Here is a 20,511-nt window from a genome sequence, read left to right on the forward strand (position 1 = left end):
CGGCCGGGTGATTGTCAGCACTAATCAGAAAATAACTCAAACATCAGCTGGCGCAGCCAGCGATTGGCGGGATCCTTGTTATAGCGCGCATGCCAGAACAGGTTTATTTCGATGTTGGGCAGTTCCACTGGCGTCGGTAAAACCGCGAGCCCGAAGGGTTGTTCGCAACTGCTGGCAAATCGTTCAGGCACTGTGGCCATCAAGTCGGTGCGTTGAAGTATGTGGCCGACGGCGACGAAATGCGGAACCTCCAGGCGTATGTTGCGCTCGATGCCGGCCCGCGCCAGGAACGTATCTACTTCACCGTGACCGGTGTTCGCCGCGACGACCCGAACGTGGCCATAACTGCAGAAACGCTCAAGCGTCAGCGGCTCCCGGGTCGCGGGGTGGTCCTTGCGGCATACGCAGACATAGCGATGGTGAAACAGGCGCTGCTGAAAAAATCCGGCTTGCAGGTGCGGAAGCAAGCCGACTGCGAGGTCAATTGCACCGTTCTGCAAGCCTTCGGCCAGGGTATTGGAGGTGTTGCGCAGGGTACTGATCGAGCATCCCGGCGCGCGCTCAGCCATGGCGTCCATCAGCCGCGGCATGAAGTAGATTTCGCCAATGTCGGTCATCGCCATGGTAAATCGGCGATTGCAGTTGCGCGGGTCGAAGGTGTCCTGACGGCTCAGCGCATCGCGCAAGGTCTGGATGGCCATGGCCACCGGCTCAGCCAACTGCCGGGCGTAGGGCGTGGGCTCCATTCCCTGATACGTGCGAACGAACAGCTCGTCATTCAAAGCGACACGCAAGCGCTTCAACGCGTTGCTCACAGCGGGCTGGGTCAACTCAAGGCTATCGGCCGCCGTTGATACCCGGCGGTCGATGAGCAACTGGTTGAATACCAGCAGCAGATTGAGATCAAGTTCACGTAATTCCATAACGTCTCGTGCAGATTGCGTGCTCATAAGGGCCGTAAATCTTTGCCCACCCTTGGGGTCTGCACCGCTCTGAAATGGCCGCTGCAAGAGCCAAAGCCTAACAAGTGCCAGAGGGGCGCGTCCATTGGATATCAGTGGGGCTTTTGTTTCGTCCGAGGTTTATTCACGTTCGAAATAATACCTATTCACCTGGCTGCATTTATCACGGGCGCGGGTTTGCCCATCATCGAACCCATGTCCAGTGCTCAATGCTCTGCTTAACACCATTGGACACCGCGCGATTTCCGGGGGGCGACAGATCCTCCGGCTCTATAACAATGACAAGAAGAGCGATGCCATGCGTACGATTGATGTCTCGGCCCTGATTGACGGGGCGCGTTTTAGTGCCTTCCATGCCCGCGTGCTGTTCTGGTGCGCACTGATCATCATTTTCGACGGTTATGACCTGGTCATCTATGGGGTCGTGTTGCCCTCACTGATGGCCGAGTGGGGCTTGAGTTCGTTGCAGGCCGGGGCGCTGGGCAGTTGCGCGCTGGTGGGCATGATGCTGGGGGCATTGTTTTTCGGTTCATTGTCGGATCGCATAGGCCGACGTAAAACCATCATGATGTGTGTTGCCATCTTCAGCGTAGTCACAGCCCTGAACGGTCTGGCCCGGAGCCCCGAGGCCTTCGCCTTGTGCCGATTCATCGCTGGCCTGGGGATCGGCGGCGTCATGCCCAACGTGGTCGCGCTGATGAACGAGTACGCACCGAAGAAATCCCGCAGCACCCTGGTGGCGATCATGTTCAGTGGCTATTCGCTAGGGGGGATGCTCTCAGCGGGCCTGGGCATGGTGCTGATTCCCCAATGGGGCTGGCAGGCGGTGTTCTATGTGGCGCTGATTCCGCTGTTGGCCTTGCCGTTTCTGATTCGGCAATTGCCGGAGTCGATGGACTTCCTGCTGCGCACCGGGCAGACCGTCGAGGCCCAAAGACTGCTGGCACACGCTACGCCGTCATATGCACCCACCGCCGGTGACCAGTTGAACCCGATGGTCGCCAAAGGGACGACGGTGTCCATTGCGCAACTGTTCCAGGACGGGCGCAAGTTGAATACCCTGATGCTGTGGCTGGCGTTTTTCTGTTGCTTGCTGATGGTATATGCATTGAGCTCCTGGCTGCCGAAACTGATGACTGCCGCCGGTTATGGCCTGAATTCCAGCTTGGCGTTTCTGTTGGCGCTCAACGGCGGCGCGATCATCGGTGCAGTGGCCGGAGGCTGGCTGGGAGACCGGATTGGAATCGCCAAGGTGTTGTTCGCTTTTTTCACTTGCGGGGCGATCGCCCTGAGCCTGCTGGCGCTGAAAGCACCTTTACCCGTCCTGTATTTGCTCATCGCCATTGCAGGGGCGTGCACCATTGGCACGCAAATCCTGGCTAACGCCTGCACGGTGCAGTACTACCCTGCGCACATTCGGTCTACAGGGCTGGGTTGGGCGATGGGCATCGGTCGGACCGGCGCCATCATCGGTCCCTTGCTGGGGGGCGCACTGCATGCTTCTTCATTGCCGTTACAGGCGAGCTTTCTCATCTTTGCGGTACCCGGCCTGATTGGTGCCATCGCTATTCTGGTGTTCCTGATCCAGAACTCTGCGAGCCGTCGAGCAACTTCATCCAAACAAGCCGTACCGCAGTAGAAAAGCTCACGCCCAGGGATGGGCACCCTGATCCCACCTGGCCAAGCGACGCGAAATGGGTGCGCAACGCCAGTCAGGAAGAAATGCTGTCCGCCTTCGATCATTGGGGTGACGCTGCAAAGGCGGTGGCTGACGAAATTTTTTTACGTTTTTTTTACAGTCAGCGTTTTTGCCGGACACGATACTGGCGGCGATTTTTTAATCGCCCAGGCCTTTCTTTCCGATAGGCCTGGAACAGAGGCATTGCGCAAGGAAGGCGTGCAGTACTCCCCGATGATTGAGAGAAGCGCCCCTTGAGTGAGACAGTGACCGTTGCAAACGAAAATTACCCATCCAAAACGTCAGGAGTGGGCATGCTCGTCGCCGCTGTCGGCGTGGTATATGGCGACATTGGCACTAGCCCCCTCTACACGCTTAAAGAAGTCTTTTCCGGCCACTACGGCGTTCAGGTAAACCACGACGGCGTGCTGGGGATCCTGTCGTTGATCTTTTGGTCACTGATCTGGGTCGTCTCGATCAAATACGTGCTGTTCATCCTGCGTGCCAACAACCAGGGCGAAGGCGGCATCATGGCATTGACGGCTTTGGCCCGCCGCGCGGCCAGCGCTTATCCCCACATGAGCAAGGTACTGGTGCTGCTCGGCCTGTTCGGGGCGGCACTTTTTTACGGGGACAGCATGATTACCCCGGCGATTTCGGTGCTGTCGGCGGTTGAAGGCCTGCAGCTGGCTTTTGATGGCATAGAACATTGGGTGGTGCCCCTGTCAGTGGTCGTGCTGGTGGCGCTGTTCCTGATACAAAAACACGGCACCGCCCGCATCGGCATCCTGTTTGGTCCGATTATGGTGCTGTGGTTTGTGGTATTGGGCGCGCTCGGGATCCACGGTATTTTGCAGCGTCCCGAAGTGCTGCAAGCGCTTAACCCTGTTTGGGCAGTGCAGTTCTTCGTGGTTCATCCGGGAATGGGTGTGGCGATTTTGGGCGCCGTCGTGCTGGCATTGACTGGCGCTGAGGCGCTGTATGCCGACATGGGCCACTTTGGTCGCAAACCGATTTCCCGCGCCTGGTTCATTCTGGTGTTGCCGGGACTGGTGCTCAATTATTTTGGCCAGGGTGCCCTGATCCTGGAGAACCCGGAGGCGGTGCGCAATCCGTTCTATCTGCTCGCGCCAAGCTGGGCGCTGCTGCCGATGGTCGCGCTCTCCACCCTGGCAACCATCATCGCGTCGCAAGCCGTGATCTCCGGCGCTTTCTCCCTGACGCGCCAGGCTATCCAGCTAGGTTACGTCCCTCGCATGTTTATCCAGCACACCTCCAGCCAGGAGCAGGGGCAGATTTACATCGGCACGGTCAACTGGGCGCTGATGGTCGGTGTCGTGCTGTTGGTGATCGGGTTCGAGTCGTCCAGTGCCTTGGCCGCTGCCTATGGGGTCGCGGTGACGGGCACCATGTTGATCACCACCATCTTGTCCTCGGCTGTCGTGCTGCTCCTTTGGAAAACGCCTCGGTGGCTGGCGATACCCATGCTGATCGGGTTTCTGCTGGTCGACAGCCTGTACTTCGCTGCCAACGCGCCCAAGATTTTCCAGGGCGGCGCGTTCCCGGTGATCGCCGGTATTGGTCTGTTTATCTTGATGACGACTTGGAAGCGCGGGCGGAAAATCATCGTCGAGCGGCTGGATGAGACCGCGCTGCCTTTGCCGCTGTTCATCAGCAGTATCCGTTCACAGCCGCCGCATCGTGTGCAGGGGACTGCGGTTTTCCTGACGGCCAGGGCCGATGCGGTTCCCCATGCACTCTTGCACAATCTGCTGCATAACCAAGTGCTGCACGAGCAAGTGGTATTGCTCACCGTAGTGTCCGAGGACAGTCCTCGAGTGAGTGCAGATAGGCGGTTTGAAGTTGAAGCCTATGGCGACGGGTTCTTCCGGGTCAGCCTCCACTTCGGCTTCATGGAGGAGCCGGACGTGCCTACAGCCTTGAGTCTTTGTCATTTGAATGAGCTGGATTTCAGCCCGATGCGCACGACCTATTTCCTCAGCCGTGAGACGGTGGTCCCAACGAAGCGCATGTGCATGGCACGCTGGCGAGAGGGTCTGTTCGCGTTTCTGCTGAAGAACGCCAATAGCAATCTGAAGTACTTCAAATTGCCACTCAACAGGGTGATCGAACTGGGGACTCAGGTGGAGATGTGAGGACAGGCAAGGCCCTCTGGCTGGGTCTTCGGACGAATTGCTCGCACAGCTCAGCTTAACCCCCGTGGCCATAACCCGTGCTTGACGCATGGCTCGCGGTCCGCATCAGCAATAGCACCGAGCAGATGACCGGCAGATTCACCAACAGCAGCGCATATCGCAATGACTCGTGGCCAAACAGAGGAAGCAGCATGTCGCTGATCAAGCCGGTTGCCAGTGGCCCGATACCGACGCCGAGCAACGTGCTGACGATGGTTTGTAATGCCATGGCGCTACCCCGTCGATCGGGCGGCACCAGTTGGGTGACAAGGTTGTAGGACGGGGCGACCCACCAGACGGCAAAGAATGCGTAAAGCGCGCACCAGAGCATGGCGGTTGGAATCGGCACATCACCCAGGCGCACCAGCAGGGAGTCGGACCAGAGCAGATAGGGAACCAGCGCACAGATGGCCGCCAAGTGGCCGAAAATCGGGATTGAAACTTGCCAGTGTGGATTGCGTCGGCACAGGCGGTCACTCAACCACCCGCTGAACAAACCACCGATTCCTGCCGAAATTCCGCAGATCACTCCTGCCAGCAATCCGGCGTGTTGCAGGGACAGGCCGTGTGAGCGCACCAGGAAGCTGGTGTTCCACATGCCAATGGCATAGGAACTGAGTGTGGTCAGTCCACCTGCGAGGATCAGGCAACGATACGCTGGCAGCGCCCACAGCTTGCGCGCTTCAGCGCCCATGCCCAGCAGGGCGTGAGGGGTGTGGGACTGTGTAACATCCCAACGACCGCGTTGAGGGTCGCGTACGAAAAGCGCGAGGATGGCGCTGAACACCAGCGCCGGCACCCCAAGGGCAATGAACGCACTGCGCCAGCCATAGTGCTCCACCACCCAGGCACCGATGCTTAACCCGATGATCGAGGAGAAGGTCGGTGCGGCGGTAAAGCAACTGATGGCAAATGAACGCCGTTGTGGTGGGTACAGGTCTGCGATCAACGACAGCGAGGCCGAAGTTGTCGGCGACTCGCTGACTGCAACCAGCATGCGCGCGAAGGCCAGCGCCAGGAAGCTGCCGGCCAGGCCACAAGCCATGGTCGCCAAGGCCCAGAGCAAACAGGACATTGCCAGCAGCCGTATACGTGGCATGCGGTCCACCAGGCGACCCGCTGGCAGGCCCATGAGTGCATAGACTGCCGCGAACGCCAATCCCGAGATCAACCCGATGGCGGTGTCGCTGACCGAAAATTCGGATTTGATCGGTTCGACCATGACCGCCAGTATTTGTCGACCGACGAAATTGTCGGCAAATACCATCGCCAGCAACAACAGCAAGCCATGGCTGCCCCAGCCGACCCTGGCCGGTGGCAACAAACCTGCGCGGGCAGTCAACGTGGTGCCCACAGATCCGGCAGGCCGGGGTCGCTTACGACGATCAGGCGCTTGAGCAACACCTTCAAGGCTTGAGCGTCGGCCGCGCCGAGCTTGACGGCAAGGTCTTCTTCCACAGCCTTGGCCAAAGCGACTTGATGCAGCGAAACTTCGCGGCCCTGGGCCGTAAGGACAAACCGCAAGGACTCTGCCGAGCCCTCGAACGCCACCAGGCGCTGGCGTTCGAGAAAACGCATGCTGGCCAGCGTGACTTCGCGGCCTGTGTAGTTCACAAAGGTGTTGATTTCCTCAAGGGTGAGGTTGTCGCGGATACACAGAATGGAAAGAACAAAAAACGTCTGTTCGTCCAGCTGCTGACTGTTCAATAGCTTGCGCAAGACGTTCAGCACTTGATAGTGCCCACGTCCCAACAGGTAACCGAGCAAGTCCTCGGTATAGCTGCACTCGGGCGGTGGCGGGGTGGTCGCCAGTCGCAGTTCGCTGCGTGGCTTACGCGTTGCCAGGGCGTACTGGCCGCTTTGGAACGCCAGCGGCGCGCGGTCGCTGTGATCGAAGGCGAGTACCTCACCGACAAAGATCACATGGTCACCGCCTTCGTACTGGAACGCCGTGCGGCATTGGAAACGCGCCGTGCAATCTTGCAATAGCGGTGCCTCGCTGATGCCATTGTCGAGTTCGATCTCGGCGAATTTGTCCTCGCCCTGAGTGGCAAAACGTCCCGACAGTGTCTCCTGCTCCGTGGACAGCACGTGCACATTCCAATGCTTGCCGCTGCTGAAGATCGGCAGACTGCGTGCCTGCTTGGAGAGGCTCCAGAGTACCAACGGCGGGTTAAGCGACACCGAGTTGAAACTGTTGGCGGTGATGCCAACCGGAGAGCCGTCTTCGGTCTGGGTGGTGATGATCGTGACCCCGGTGGTGAACGTGCCGAGCGCGGCGCGGAATGCCTGGGGATCGAAGCTGATGCTTTGCATTGCCATGACTGGCCTCATGGAGTGGAGTTTTCGTATGGCCAGTATTGGGCGTTTGCAAATGCCCAACATCGTCTCAACGGACTAACACTATTGCAGGGGCTCGTCCGATTGGACGAGGCGGCGCAGATGTCCGCAAGGCTAGGGTGGCGCCAGGCGCATGGGGCGCTTAACGGCCAATGAGCCGACCTGCAAGGGGATAACAATGAGTTCAGCCACGTCTTGCGTCGAAGACCTTTCCAGCCTGCTGGCGCGACAGAAGAGTGCTTTCGCCAGTGCCGGGAGAGTCAGCGGCGAAACCCGACGCCAGCGCCTGCAGCAGGTCATCGACCTGCTGGTCCATAACCACGCCGCATTGACTCAGGCCATTGACCAGGATTTCGGCGGGAGGCCTGCCGGTTTCTCATTGATGAATGATGTGCTGGGCGCACTGGCCTCGCTTAAACATGCCCGCGATCATCTGCAGGACTGGATGCCGGACGAACCCCGTCAGATGTTCAGCCCTTATGACCAGCTTGGCGCCACCGCCTGGGTCATGTACCAACCCAAGGGCACGGTAGGCATCCTCGGTACGTGGAATGCTCCGCTGTATACCTTGCTCAGCCCGTTGGCATCGGCTCTGGCGGCCGGCAATCGGGCCATCCTTAAGCCCTCGGAGGTGGTGCCACGCACCGCTCGACTGTTGGCGGATCTGTGCGCTGAACACCTCGATCCGTTGGTCGTTGCAGTGGTCAACGGCGGGCCGGAGCTGGGCGAGGCCTTCAGCAGCCAGCCCTTCGACCACCTGGTGTTCACCGGCAGCACGGCGATTGGCCGGCAGGTAATGGGCAGTGCTGCGAAAAACCTGGTGCCGGTAACCCTGGAACTGGGTGGCAAGTCGCCGGTAATCGTCTCTGCCAGCGCCGACTTGAACAAGGCCGCTTTCAGCATCGCCGCGGCTAAGGCCAGTAATGGTGGACAAATCTGCATCAACCCGGACCTGGTGCACGTACCCAAGGCCCGCCTCGAATCCTTCCTTGAAGCCTTGCGCAGCGCCTATCGCGATCTCAACCCAACCGTAGCGGGCAACCCGGATGTGGTAGCAGTGGTCAATCAGCGACATCTGCAGCGGGTCGAGAGCCTGGTCGAGGACGCGCAGGCACGCGGTGCGCGCGTCGAATGCCTGCCCGAACCCCTGGCCGTGGACACCCAGGACCGCCGTCGCCCGCTGCGGGTGGTGGTTGATCCGGCCCCGGAGAGCTCGATCATGCAAGAGGAAATCTTTGGTCCGGCCATGGTCGTGCTGGGGTATGACGACCTCGATCAGGTCATCGCGCAAATCAATGCAGGGCCACGTCCGCTGGCGCTTTACTACTTCGGCGAAGATGCGCAGGAGCAGCGCCACGTGCTGGAACACACCCTGTCCGGCGGGGTCACCCTCAACGACGTGATGATGCACGCCGCCCTGCACGATGCGCCATTTGGCGGTGTCGGCGCGTCGGGCATGGGCCATTACCATGGTCGCGAAGGATTTCTTGAATTCAGTCACATGCGCACGGTGTTCAAGGCTTCGGCCCACGACCCGCGCCGCGAGTGGGGCCTGTTGCCGCCCTACGGTGAGCACTACCTGGCGGCCATGCTGGCCGGTGTTACATCCGACTAATAATGATCAATCAGGGCGTCATCACTATCATGGCTAATCACGAACACTCACCGCTCAATCCTTCGACAACCCCTGAAGCCGGCTGGCCCCGTCGCAGCGTACTCAAGGCCGGTGCCGTGGCTGTTGGCGTCGGGCTTCTGGGGCGCTATGCAAACGTCCGCGCGGCGGGGATTTCGGCCAGCGACTACCAGGGCCTGGACGCCTGGGCGATGAGCCAGGCGATCCGCAGCGGCGAACTGAGTGCCGAGGACCTGATGGCGGCGGCGCTGGCTCGCTACAACGAAGCCAACCCCAAGGTCAATGCAGTGAACATGCTGCATGAAGGTTACGCTCGCACCTTGATGGCCCAGCGTCGCGCGGCGGGCACTGAAAATCGGGGCGCCCTGGCCGGAGTGCCGCTGCTGCTCAAGGACCTCAACACTTCCTTGCAGGGCACCATCACCAGCAACGGTTGCCGGATGTTCAAGGACTCACCACCGGCCAGCCGCACCAGTGTCCTGATCTCCCGTTATGAGCAGGCCGGTGCGGTGCCATTCGGCAAGACCACATGCCCTGAGTTCGGCTTGACCACCACCACCGAATCCCTGGCCTGGGGCCAGACCCGTAACCCCTGGAACCTGGCCATGAGCGCCGGCGGTTCTTCCGGAGGCGCGGCGTCAGCGGTGGCGGCGGGGATCGTGCCCGTGGCCCATGCCACCGATGGCGGCGGTTCGATCCGCATTCCTGCTTCGTACTGCGGCCTGGTCGGACTCAAGCCCAGCCGGTATCGAACCCCCAGCGGACCGCTGCATTTCGAGGGCTGGTTTGGCGCCAGTGTGGCCAACGTCGTCTCACGCACGGTGCGCGATACCGCACTGTTCCTTGATGTCGGCCAGGGCCATGAGGCGGGCAGTGCGTATTGGTGCCCGCCCTTGGTCCGACCCTATGTAGACGAGTTGCAACGCGAACCGGGCAAGTTGCGCGTGGCTGTCGTGCGCCAATCGTTGACCGGCGCGCCGCTTGAACCGGCGATTGCCGCGATCCTGGAACAGACCATCAAGCAACTGCTGGCGCTGGGGCATGAGATCGACGAGGTGGAGCTGGGGGTCGATCCCCGCCAGTTGTTCGGCGCCCATGGCATGGTGATCGGGACGGCCGTGCGAACCTTGATCCACGACCGTGAGCAGGTGCTCGGACGCGCTGCCACGGCGCAGGACCTGGAGCAAATCACCCTGGTGAATCTGGAACGTTCCAAGGGTACCAGTGGCGAGGATCTGTACCGCGCCCGGCAATCGTTCGAGAGCATCGGCGCGACCATGGAACACCATTTCGAACGCTACGACGTGATCCTGTCGCCGGTCACCGGTAGCCTGACGCCGAAGCTGGGGCTGTTGTCCCTGGACCAGCCCTGGGACAGTTACGCCCACAACGCTATGGGCAGCGCCGGCTTCACGGTACTCGCCAACGTAAGCGGCCAGCCGGCGATCTCTCTGCCGCTTGGCCAGAGTGACGACGGCCTGCCGGTGGGCATGATGTTCACTGCGCGCCTGGGTGGCGAAGACGTGCTGCTGCGCCTGTCCAGCCAGCTGGAACAAGCCCATCCGTGGGTCGCCAGGCGTGCCACCTTTTAGTTCCACGCCCTTGCAGTTCCGCACCTTTGTGGGAGCCAGTCTGCTGGCGATGGGCGCTGAAGTTCAACATTCTGTCGACTGATCCACCGCTAACGCGAGCTGACTCGCCTCCACAGGCAACCCCTAGTCCAATTTGACGATGAGCCAATCCCCCCGCAGCCCTGATCATGGGCTGCACTCCGCCAGCGCACCCTGCGTGGTCGGCGGTTTCTTTCTGACCTCAGCTAATGGCATAACAACAATGACGGCTCAAGTTCAGTCTCAGACCCACTATGACGTGATCGTCGTCGGTTCGGGCGCAGGTGCGATGACTTCGGCGGTGTTTCTCGCCGACCAGGGTATGCGGGTGCTGGTAGTGGAGAAAAGCGACCAGTACGGCGGCACGTCGGCGATTTCCGGCGGCGGTATCTGGATTCCGAACAACCACTATTTCGCTCGCATGAACGGCAATGACAGCTACGCAACGGCCCTGACCTATCTGCAAGCGGCGGCGGGCGAGCATGTCGACGAAACTCGCTTGCGCGCATACCTGGACAACGCGCCGAAGATGATCGAACAGCTCACCCGTATAAGCCGGGTGCGCTACGCGGTGGCGGCGAAATACCCTGATTACTATCCACACCTGCCCGGGGCATTGGCCGGTGGACGAACACTGGACCCGGAGTTTTTCGATACCAGCCTGTTGGGCGAGGAACTCGCGAACCTGCGCAAACCGTCGCCTTCAACCCTGCTGATGGGGCGCATCGCCTGGACTGCGCGCGATGCACACAAAGCCATGGCCCGCAGTTTCGGCTGGCGCTTGCTGATCATGAAGCTGATGTTGCGCTACAAGCTGGACTTCAAATGGCGACGCAAAAGCAAGATGGACCGCCGTGCATCCCTGGGAAGTTCGCTGGTGGCCTCCCTGCGCCGCTCGCTGATGGACCGCAACGTACCGCTTTGGCTCAACACCGATTTCTGTGGCCTGGTCACCGAAAGCGGCCGGGTCAGCGGTGTCACGGTGATGCGTGACGGTGCCGAGCTGCAATTGCAGGCCCGCCTGGGGGTGATCCTTGCCTCGGGTGGCTTTGAACAGAACCAGGCGCTGCGCGACCAGTACTTGCCCAAGCCCACCCGTAAGGCCTGGAGCGCGACACCGCCTGGCAACAACACTGGGGCCGCCCTCGAAGCCGGCATGGCGCAAGGCGCCGCCACCGCGTTGATGGATTGGGCCTGGTGGGCGCCGACCATTGCCGTGCCGGGAGAGGACAAGCCCCGGGGGATCTTCGCCGAGCGTGCGTTCCCCGGCGCTATCGTGGTCAACGGTCTGGGGCAGCGCTTTGTCAACGAAGCGGCACCGTATCTGGAGTTCGTCGACGCCATGCATCGGGACAACCAGAGTACCGACGGGAGATCGGTGCCGGCCTGGGTTATCTTCGACGCGCACTTCCGTTTCAACTACGCCATGGGGCCATTGATGCCTGGTCAGGTCATGCCCGATAGCCGCCTGCGCAAAGAGTGGCTCAACAACCTGTACTGGAAAGCCGACACCCTGAGCGGCCTGGCCCGGCAGATCGGCGTCGACGGTGCTGGCCTGGAAACCACCGTGGCCAAGGTCAACGGCTACGCAGAAAGCGGTGTGGACATCGACTTTGCCCGTGGCGGCAATGTCTTCGACCGCTATTACGGCGACTGCAACATCAAGCCCAACCCTTGCCTGGCGCCGCTGCGCAAAGGGCCTTACTACGCCATGCGCCTGGACGCCGGTGACATCGGCACCAAGGGCGGTCTGTTGACCAACGAACATGCCCAGGTGGTACGCGATGACGGATCGACCATCGCCGGCTTGTACGCCATTGGCAATTGCTCTGCCTCGGTGATGGGCACCAGCTACCCGGGAGCCGGTGGCACCCTGGGGCCGGCGATGACCTTTGGTTATGTCGCCGCCAACCACTTGGCCCGTCAGCTGCAGGAGGCGTGATGTCAATGACGGATAACGTCCCCAGCACCGACGTAATGCCACCCTTGCAGGTGGCCGATGGCAACAGCGTAACCTGGGACGAACAATGCGATGTACTGGTCGTCGGCTGGGGTGCTGCCGGTGCCTGCGCGGCGCTTGAAGCTCGGGCCGAGAGTGCCGACGTGCTGATCGCCGACCGCTTCACCGGCGGCGGTGCCAGCGCCAAAAGCGGCGGGGTGGTCTATGCCGGTGGCGGCACGCGCCATCAACAGGCGGCGGGCTTCAACGACAGTCCCCAAGCCATGTTCGACTACCTCAAGCACGAAACCCGCTCCGTAGTCAGCGATGACACGCTGCGGCGCTTCTGCGCCGACAGCGTGAGCAACCTCCAGTGGCTGGAAAGCCACGGCGCGCCCTACGCCCACCAGATGCCACCGGGCGGGGGAAAGACTTCTTATCCGCCCGACGGCTACTTCCTCTATTACTCGGGTAACGAATTGGTGCCTGACCACGGTGGCCCCTTGCCGCCTGCGCCACGAGGGCATCGCACCGTGGGCAAGGGGCAGGGCGGGGCGGTACTTTTTTCCCACCTGAAAGCAGCGTGCCTGAAGGCCGGAGCGAGAACGCTGTTGCAGGCGGCGGCGCGACGACTGGTCACCGATGCCCAGGGGCAGGTACTGGGTGCCGAGTTTTGGTGCATGCCCAAAGGCAGCAAGCAAGCCCACTTGCATGCCCGACTGTCCGCCCGCGCCGAACGTCTGCAGAACTTCGTCCCTGGCTATTGCAACAAACTGCGCAAGAAGGTCTGCCAACTGGAACAGGATTTCGCCAAGCCTCGCCGGGTGCGGGCGCTCCGCGGGGTGATCCTGAGCACTGGTGGCTTCATCTTCAACCGCCAATTGCTCGAACAGCACGCGCCGAAGTTCCGGCGCAACTTCAAGGTCGGCGCCACCGGCTGCGATGGCAGCGGCTTGCGCCTGGGTGCCAGTGTCGGTGGTCAGGGGGCTGGGCTTGAGCGAGTATCGGCGTGGCGCTTCATCAACCCGCCGTACAGTTGGCACAAAGGCATCGTGGTCAACCGCGAGGGGCTGCGCTTTTGCAACGAAGAAGTCTACGGCGCCACCCTCGGCCAGCCCTTGATGGAAGAGCAGGGGGGCAAGGCGTGGCTGGTGCTGGATGCGCCGTTGCGCAAGAAAGCCATCCGCGAAGCGCTGTTCGGCGGCTACTGGTGGTTCCAGAGTTTTCCGGCCCTGGCCCTGATGCTGTTCAAGGTGCGCAAGGGCAAGAGCCTGACTGAGCTGGCCAGTGCGACGTCCATGGACCCCAACGTGCTGCGCGACTCTGTGCTGGCCGCCAACGCCGCCGCCCGTGGCGAGGCGCCGGAGCCGTTCGGCAAGTCCGAGGGTGGGCGCCAGGTGATTGAACAAGGGCCGTTCTATGCCTGCGATATCTCCGTGACCAATCCGGTATTTCCCCTGGGCGCCCTGACCCTGGGTGGATTGCGCGTGGATGAGCGCAGCGGCGCGGTGCTGGACGAGCAAGGCCAGGCGATCAGCGGCTTGTACGCCGCCGGACGCAGCGCCCTGGGCATACCGTCGCACCTTTACATCAGTGGCCTGTCCCTGGCGGACTGCGTGTTCTCCGGCCGTCGAGCCGGCGCCGCCGTCGTCCGCGCATACAACCAGCAACCGCAAAACACCCACGCACAGGAGACCCCATGATGCCCCTCGAGCAAACGAGCAAGAATGGACGGGTTCACGGCAAGGTGGCGCTGGTCACCGGCGGCGCCAAGGGCATCGGCGCCGCCAGCGCGCGCCTGCTGGCAGCCGAAGGTGCCCAGGTACTGATCAGCGACCTGGACGTCGAGGCCGGCCAGGCTTTGGCAGCGGAAATCGGGCCGACGGCCGCCTTTATCCGCCACGACGTCAGCAACGAAGACCAGTGGCGCCAGGTCATCGAACATGTGCGCAAGCGCTACGGACGCCTGGATATCCTGGTCAACAACGCCGGTATCCTGATCGCCGGATCGATCGAAGAAACCAGTCTGGCTGACTGGCACAAAGTCATGCGCGTGAACGCCGACAGCGTGTTCCTGGGCTGTCGCGAAGGCATCGCGTTGATGAAGGACAGCGGTGGCTCGATCATCAACCTGTCGTCCATCGCGGCCCTGGCCGGGCGCGACGATTACCTGGCCTACAGCGCTTCGAAGGGGGCGGTGGCGGCGCTGTCGCGCTCGGTGGCGGTGATGTGCCGACGGCGCAAGTACCGCATCCGTTGCAACACCCTGCACCCCGATGGGGTACTCACCGATATGACCCGCGGCGGCTTCCCGGAAGGCATCGATCCCAACCGCCTCACCATCGACAGCGACCCGATGAACCGCATGTGCCGCCCGGAAGACGTGGCAGCCAGCGTGTTGTTCCTGGCAAGCGACGAAGCCCGGGCGATCAATGGGGTAGAGTTGCGCGTTGATAGTGGGCAGATGGTGATGAGTATCTAGCGCTTCCTGAAACCCACTTCTGATGTTCACTCCGTAGGAGCTGCCGCAGGCTGCGATCTTTTGATTTTTTGTTCTTCGAGCTGACAGAGGACTGGGCGCTGGATCGGATTGATAGGGCCGAATGGAAGATCAAAAGATCGCAGCCTTCGGCAGCTCCTACGGGGGATCGCAAGAGCTATAGAAATGAGGCCGACAGACGAGCGTCTAGTACCCCTCGAACCGGGCCGGACGCTTGTCGATAAATGCCTGCATGCCTTCCTTCTGATCCCGTGACGCAAACAGCAGCGCATTGGCCTTGCGCTCCAGCGCCAGGCCGGCTTCCAGCGGGGCGTCCATGCCCGCCAGGATCACCTCCTTGATCTGCTCGGCGGCCAACGCCGGCATCGCCGCGATGACGCGTGCCAGTTCCAGTGCGTGGGCCTGGACCTGGTCATCGTCCACCAGGTCGCTGACCAGCCCGGCTACCCAGGCTTCCTCGGCACTGATCGGTTGCCCGGTGAGTGCCATGCGCATCGCCTTGACCTTGCCTACCGCCCGCACCAGCCGTTGGGTGCCACCGATGCCGGGCATGATGCCAATACGAATTTCCGGTTGGCAGAAGCGCGCGCTGCGTCCGGCAACGATCAGGTCGGCGTGCATCGCCAGTTCGCAACCACCGCCGTAGGCGTAGCCGCAGACGGCCGCAATCACTGGTTTCGGACAGTGCTGGATCGGCCCCCAGACCCGCTCGGTGTGGCGCTTGTAGATATCGATGGGGCCGACCCCGGCCATGCTGGTGATGTCGCCACCGGCAGCAAACACCTTGTCACCGCCCGTAAGGACGATGCACCGCACCTCGGGATCAATTGCCAGCTGGCTGAAATAGCGCGACAGCAGCGCCTGCAATTCCAGGCTCAAGGCGTTGGTCGCCTGGGGGCGGTTGAGCCGCAGCAGGGCGACGCCGGGCAGCGGGCGTTCGAGCAGAACCGGTGCAGCAGATGAGTCGGACATGGGCATTCTCGAAGACCAGAGAGGGTATCAATGGCGCCAGTGTCCGGTTCACGGCGCTGAATTTTCATCGTCCGTTCAGACGTAGTTTGGCCTGCGGTTCGTCCCTAGAGTGGCTCTTGTCAGTAGAAAAGGAGCACATGATGGAGCTGCATTCGGGTCTTGATTACAGCGGCAAGGTGGTGCTGATCACCGGTGGCACCAAGGGCATCGGCGCTGGTATCGCGCTGGGATTTCTGGCCGCGAACGGACGGGTGATTGTCTGTGCCCGGCGCGAACCTGAGCAGGTGCCGACAGCGGGAGGCAAGCATGCGACCTTCATTGCCGCCGATGTACGTGACCAGGATTCCCTGCAACGACTATTCGCCACCATCGAGCGAGATTTCGGACGCCTCGATGTGGTGGTCAACAACGCCGGAGGCAGTCCTGCCGCCGACGCCGCCACGGCCTCGCCCAGATTTCATGAAAGCATTATCGGGCTGAATCTCATCGCGCCACTCAATGTCGCCCAGCACGCCAATCGCCTGATGCAGGCACAGGTGCAGGGTGGCTGCATCATTTTTATCGGCAGCATCAGTGCGCTGCGTTCGTCGCCAGGTACGGCCGCTTATGGCGCGGCGAAGGCCGGCGTGCTGGCGTTGGTGCAATCGTTGGCGGTGGAGTGGGGCCCCAAGGTGCGGGTGGTTACAGTCAGCCCGGGGCTGGTGCTGACCGAGCAGGCGCATCTGCACTACGGCACGCAGGCCGGTATCGATGCTGTCTCTGCCGGCATCCCGGCTGCACGCATGGCGGTGGCCGAGGACATTGCCAACGCATGCCTCTATATCGCATCACCGCTGGCCAGTTACGCCAGCGGTTGCAACCTGTTGCTGCATGGCGGTGGTGAACGCCCGGCGTTTCTCGGTGCTGCGCAAGTTCTGCCCACCTGATCGACCTAATGCGGCAACCGGGTTCGGTAGCCGCCTTCAATGTGAAGGAGACGACTTTGGCTGATCCACAACTGCTATCCAATGTGCGCGCCCTGGTAGGGCGCCAGTACGGCCGGGTGTATGCCTGGGACGAGGTCAATGCCCCGATGATTCGCCAGTGGTGCGAAGTCATGGGCGTGGACAACCCGCTGTACACCGACCCGGGCTTTGCCTTGGGTACCGAACATGAGGGCCTGATCGCGCCGCCTGCGATGTTGCAGGTTTGGACCATGGAAGGCCTGCACGCCAATAACTATCCGCCCGGCTCCACCACTGAGAACCCTTACGAGGTGCTCAAGGAAATGGAAGCCTACGGCTATGCCTCCACAGTGGCGGTGAACTCCGAGCTGAGCTTCACCCGCCCGCTGCGCCTGGGGGAAAAACTCTACTACACCACGCGCCTGGATTCAGTTGGCGATGAGAAAACCACCGCCCTGGGCACCGGCTTCTTCGTCACTCTGATAATGAGCCACTTCGTGGAAAAAGCCGGCGGCGACGAGCCGGTGGGCGAGTTGCTGTTTCGCGTATTCAAGTTCCGTGCGGCGAACGCCCAGGCTCCAGCCAAGGTGGAAGCGGCACCGGTCAAGGCCAAGCGCCCGTTGCCGGGAATCAGCGACGACACGCGGTTCTTCTGGGAAGGCTGCGAGAAGGGGCAGTTGTTGATCCAGCGCTGCACGGCCTGCCAGACCCTGCGGCATCCACCGGCCCCCGTTTGCATCCAGTGCCACAGCTTCGACTGGGACACCCTGCAGGCCAGTGGTCGCGCCACTTTGTATTCATTCGTGGTGATGCACTACCCCGAAGTGCCGCCGTTCGATTACCCCAACCCGATTGGCCTGATCGAACTGGAGGAGGGTGTGCGCCTGATCGCCGGGCTGGTCGGCATCGAGCGCGAGCAACTGCAGATCGGCCAGCGTTTGCAGGTCGAGTTCCAGTCCTTCGATGACCAACAGACCCTCCCGTTATTCCGGCCGGTAGAGGCATAGGAGCCACCATGGATTTCGAATTGAGCGAAGACCAGCGCGCCATTGCGCAAATGGCCGACGGCCTGTTTGTCGACCATTGCCATGATGACTACATGCGCCAGTGGGACACCAGCGGCGAAGCGATGATGGCGCCGTTGTGGACGTTGTGTGTCGAGACCGGCCTGCATGCCTTGGCAATCCCCGAAGAGCACGGTGGCAGCGGCCTGGGCATGACTGAGTTGATGCTGGTGCTCCAAGCCCAGGGTAAGGCCCTGGCCCAGGTGCCCTTGTGGCGTCATCAACTGGCCGCTGCGACCCTGGCCCGGTTTGACGCCGTCGACAATGGAGGGTGGGTTGCCAGGGCGGCATCCGGCGAGGTGCTGCTGAGTCTGTCTGTCGATGGTTTGAGCAGTGCGCTCGGCATCGAACTGCGAGCCCGTGCTTGCGCCGACGGCTGGTTGATCGACGGCCGGGTTGCAGCCTTGGCGTTGGGTGATCAGTCCCAGGCGGCGCTGGTGTTGGTAGAAGCCGAAAACCAGCCGCGCTTGCTGCTGCTCGACCTTTCGGCGCCCGAGATACGACGGGTGTCGGCGGTGCTGACCCACGGCGAAGCGGTGGCCGACTTACACATCCAGGGTTTGACCGTGAGCGCCACCTCGCTGTTACCGGCTGAAGCTGTCGCCTGGCTTGAACTTCGCTGCACAGCGGCATTGGCGTCCTTGCAGCTGGGTGTCAGCGAAGAGCAGATCCGCCGCACCGTGGCCTACGTCAGCGAGCGTCGGCAGTTCGAACGAGTAATCGGCAGCTTCCAGGCGGTGCAGATGAGCATGGCCGATACCCATATCGCCGTCGAAGCCTTGCGTACGACCTTGTGGCAACTGGTCTATCGCATCGATGCCGATATGCCGGCGCCCAGTGAAGCGCTGGCCACTGCCTGGCTGGCCTGTGAAGCGGGGCACCGCATTGGTCACACCGCGCAGCACGTACATGGCGGCATCGGCGTCGATCTGACGTACCCGATCCACCGTTTTCTCTACTGGAGTCGCGGCTTGTCCCTTGCCTTGGGTGGCTCGGCGGCAAACCTGGAACGCCTGGGCGACTGGCTCAACGATAACGACAAGCTGGGATGGAAATATGACCTCGAAGAACACCAAGCGCTTTGAAGACGTGCGCCCCGGCGAAGTACTGCCGCAGCTTGCGGTGCCGATCACGGTGACCCTGATCAACGGTGGTGCGATTGCCACCCGTGACTACTTTCCCGGTCACCACGACGCGGAGGCGGCCCGAGCCCTGGGTTCGCCCCACGTGTTCATGAACATCCTCACCACCAATGGCCTGGTGCAGCGATTCATCGAACAGTGGGCCGGGCCGCTGGCGCAATTCAGCGCACTGAAAATCAAACTCGGCGCACCGAATTATCCCGGCGACTGCATGACGTTCAGTGGCCGCGTCAGCGCAGTCGATGCGGACACCCGCTCGGTGGAAATCACTTTGAGCGGCAAAAATTCCATGGGCAACCACGTGACCGGCACGGTCGCGCTGGTCCTGCCCTGACAGCCGGAGAGACACAGATGACTGATTCATCGATTTCCGGGCGTGCCGCGATCGTTGGTCTGGGCGCGACCGAATTTTCCAAGAACTCCGGACGCACCGAATTGCGCCTGGCCATGGAGGCCACCTTGAGTGCGCTCAAGGATGCCGGCATCGATCCGTCGGAGGTAGACGGCTTCAGCTCCTACTCGGTGGACAAGGTCCCGGAGTACGAAATTGCCCGTCTGCTGGGGTGCAAGGACGTCAAATTCTTCTCTCAGGTGCCCCATGGCGGCGGCGCTGCCTGTGGGCCGGTCATGCACGCGGCGATGGCGGTAGCCACCGGGGTGGCGAAAGTGGTGGTGGTGTACCGGGCCATGAACGAGCGTTCCTGGTACCGCTTCGGTACCGGCAACTACGGCTTTGCAGCTTCGCCGATATTCGACAACGTCAACTACGGCTGGTACATGCCCCACGGCTTCCATACGCCGGCAGCCTGGGTCGGGATGTTCGCCCAGCGCTACATGCACACCTATGGCGCCACCAGCGAAGACTTTGGCCGGATCGCTGTGGCCGCGCGGGATTTTGCGTCGACCAATCCCCAGGCGTTTTTCCACGGCAAGCCGATCACCCTGGAAGAACACCAGGCCTCGCGCTGGATCTGCGAGCCGCTGCACTTGCTCGATTGCTGCCAGGAGTCCGACGGCGCCGTGGCGATGGTGATTACCTCCGCCGAGCGCGCCCGTGACCTTCGGCAGAAACCGGTGACCATCAAGGCTGGCTCCCAAGGCATCAGCCACGGCCAGCAGAGCATGACCTCGTTCTACCGCGACGACATCACCGGGCTGCCGGAGATGGGCGTGGTGGCCCGCGAGTTGTACCGCCAGTCAGGCCTGGGCCCGGAGTCTTTCCAGACGGCGGTGATCTACGACCATTTCACTCCGTTCGTGCTGCCACAGCTGGAGGAGTTCGGCTTCGTCAAACGGGGTGAAGCCAAGGAATTCATCCGCGCCGGGCATCACGCCCGTGGCGGCAAGCTACCCATCAACACCCACGGCGGGCAACTGGGTGAGGCCTACATCCACGGCATGAACGGGATCGCCGAAGCGGTCCGCCAGGTTCGTGGGACGGCAGTCAACCAGGTGGCGGATGTGCAAAACGTACTAGTCACCGCCGGCACCGGCGTACCCACCAGCGGCCTGATTCTCGGCGCAGCCTAAGG

General features: G+C 61.8%; 16 protein-coding genes. 12 read left to right on the forward strand and 4 right to left on the reverse strand.

The genetic code is table 11. From position 1 onward, the window contains the following. Positions 1-20: 20 nt before the first annotated feature. Positions 21-923, reverse strand: a complete 903-nt coding sequence (locus tag IMW75_RS08485; protein ID WP_205892355.1) for a LysR family transcriptional regulator — start codon at positions 921-923, stop codon at positions 21-23. 337 nt (positions 924-1,260) lie between these two features. On the opposite strand from IMW75_RS08485, the gene IMW75_RS08490 reads away from it, so the two are divergent. After that, positions 1,261-2,601, forward strand: coding sequence for an MFS transporter (locus IMW75_RS08490; RefSeq protein ID WP_205892356.1), 1,341 nt, complete (start codon positions 1,261-1,263; stop codon positions 2,599-2,601). Between the two features lie 353 nt (positions 2,602-2,954). Further along, positions 2,955-4,796 (forward strand): potassium transporter Kup, encoded by a 1,842-nt coding sequence (locus tag IMW75_RS08495; protein ID WP_237142247.1) that lies wholly within the window; start codon positions 2,955-2,957, stop codon positions 4,794-4,796. 55 nt (positions 4,797-4,851) lie between these two features. Here IMW75_RS08495 and IMW75_RS08500 read toward each other — a convergent pair whose 3' ends face one another. Further along, positions 4,852-6,177, reverse strand: coding sequence for a spinster family MFS transporter (locus tag IMW75_RS08500; protein WP_205892358.1), 1,326 nt, complete (start codon positions 6,175-6,177; stop codon positions 4,852-4,854). After that, positions 6,174-7,157: a flavin reductase family protein gene (locus tag IMW75_RS08505; protein ID WP_045058559.1), complete on the reverse strand. Its 984-nt coding sequence runs from the start codon at positions 7,155-7,157 to the stop codon at positions 6,174-6,176. Before IMW75_RS08505 ends, IMW75_RS08500 begins: the two co-directional genes overlap by 4 nt. A gap of 196 nt (positions 7,158-7,353) precedes the next feature. On the opposite strand from IMW75_RS08505, the gene IMW75_RS08510 reads away from it, so the two are divergent. From IMW75_RS08510 to IMW75_RS08530, 5 genes are all read left to right on the forward strand, one after another. Beyond that, complete coding sequence (locus tag IMW75_RS08510) at positions 7,354-8,790, forward strand: coniferyl aldehyde dehydrogenase (protein ID WP_045058558.1); 1,437 nt, start codon at positions 7,354-7,356, stop codon at positions 8,788-8,790. A 29-nt stretch (positions 8,791-8,819) separates the two neighbouring features. Further along, positions 8,820-10,400: an amidase gene (locus IMW75_RS08515; RefSeq protein WP_205892359.1), complete on the forward strand. Its 1,581-nt coding sequence runs from the start codon at positions 8,820-8,822 to the stop codon at positions 10,398-10,400. Positions 10,401-10,641: 241 nt separating this feature from the next. Then, positions 10,642-12,360 carry an FAD-binding protein gene (locus tag IMW75_RS08520; protein WP_205892360.1) on the forward strand — a complete coding sequence of 573 codons (1,719 nt, stop codon included), beginning with the start codon at positions 10,642-10,644 and terminating at the stop codon, positions 12,358-12,360. Continuing rightward, the gene (locus IMW75_RS08525) at positions 12,360-14,060 is read left to right on the forward strand and encodes an FAD-binding protein (RefSeq protein WP_205892361.1); all 1,701 of its coding nucleotides are present in this window, start codon (positions 12,360-12,362) and stop codon (positions 14,058-14,060) included. Before IMW75_RS08520 ends, IMW75_RS08525 begins: the two co-directional genes overlap by 1 nt. Then, entirely contained in the window at positions 14,057-14,839 is a 783-nt protein-coding gene (locus IMW75_RS08530) for an SDR family oxidoreductase (protein ID WP_205892362.1), read from the forward strand. The genes IMW75_RS08525 and IMW75_RS08530 overlap by 4 nt, the downstream gene beginning before the upstream one ends. Positions 14,840-15,043: 204 nt before the next feature. Here IMW75_RS08530 and IMW75_RS08535 read toward each other — a convergent pair whose 3' ends face one another. Further along, positions 15,044-15,829: an enoyl-CoA hydratase gene (locus IMW75_RS08535; protein ID WP_045058554.1), complete on the reverse strand. Its 786-nt coding sequence runs from the start codon at positions 15,827-15,829 to the stop codon at positions 15,044-15,046. A gap of 140 nt (positions 15,830-15,969) precedes the next feature. On the opposite strand from IMW75_RS08535, the gene IMW75_RS08540 reads away from it, so the two are divergent. Genes IMW75_RS08540 through IMW75_RS08560 form a run of 5 tightly spaced genes read left to right on the forward strand, consistent with a single transcriptional unit; the run spans position 15,970 to position 20,509 of the window. Beyond that, on the forward strand, positions 15,970-16,755 hold the full coding sequence (locus IMW75_RS08540; protein ID WP_205892363.1) for an SDR family oxidoreductase: 786 nt from the start codon (positions 15,970-15,972) through the stop codon (positions 16,753-16,755). A 56-nt stretch (positions 16,756-16,811) separates the two neighbouring features. Beyond that, positions 16,812-17,780: a bifunctional MaoC family dehydratase N-terminal/OB-fold nucleic acid binding domain-containing protein gene (locus tag IMW75_RS08545; RefSeq protein ID WP_205892364.1), complete on the forward strand. Its 969-nt coding sequence runs from the start codon at positions 16,812-16,814 to the stop codon at positions 17,778-17,780. An 8-nt stretch (positions 17,781-17,788) separates the two neighbouring features. Then, complete coding sequence (locus IMW75_RS08550; RefSeq protein WP_205892365.1) at positions 17,789-18,922, forward strand: acyl-CoA dehydrogenase family protein; 1,134 nt, start codon at positions 17,789-17,791, stop codon at positions 18,920-18,922. Then, on the forward strand, positions 18,894-19,313 hold the full coding sequence (locus IMW75_RS08555) for a MaoC family dehydratase (protein ID WP_205892366.1): 420 nt from the start codon (positions 18,894-18,896) through the stop codon (positions 19,311-19,313). Before IMW75_RS08550 ends, IMW75_RS08555 begins: the two co-directional genes overlap by 29 nt. Before the next feature lie 17 nt (positions 19,314-19,330). Continuing rightward, positions 19,331-20,509: a lipid-transfer protein gene (locus IMW75_RS08560; protein ID WP_045058549.1), complete on the forward strand. Its 1,179-nt coding sequence runs from the start codon at positions 19,331-19,333 to the stop codon at positions 20,507-20,509. The last annotated feature ends 2 nt before the right edge of the window (positions 20,510-20,511 follow it).

Source organism: Pseudomonas gregormendelii (genome assembly GCF_017114825.1).
Lineage (GTDB): Bacteria > Pseudomonadota > Gammaproteobacteria > Pseudomonadales > Pseudomonadaceae > Aquipseudomonas > Aquipseudomonas gregormendelii.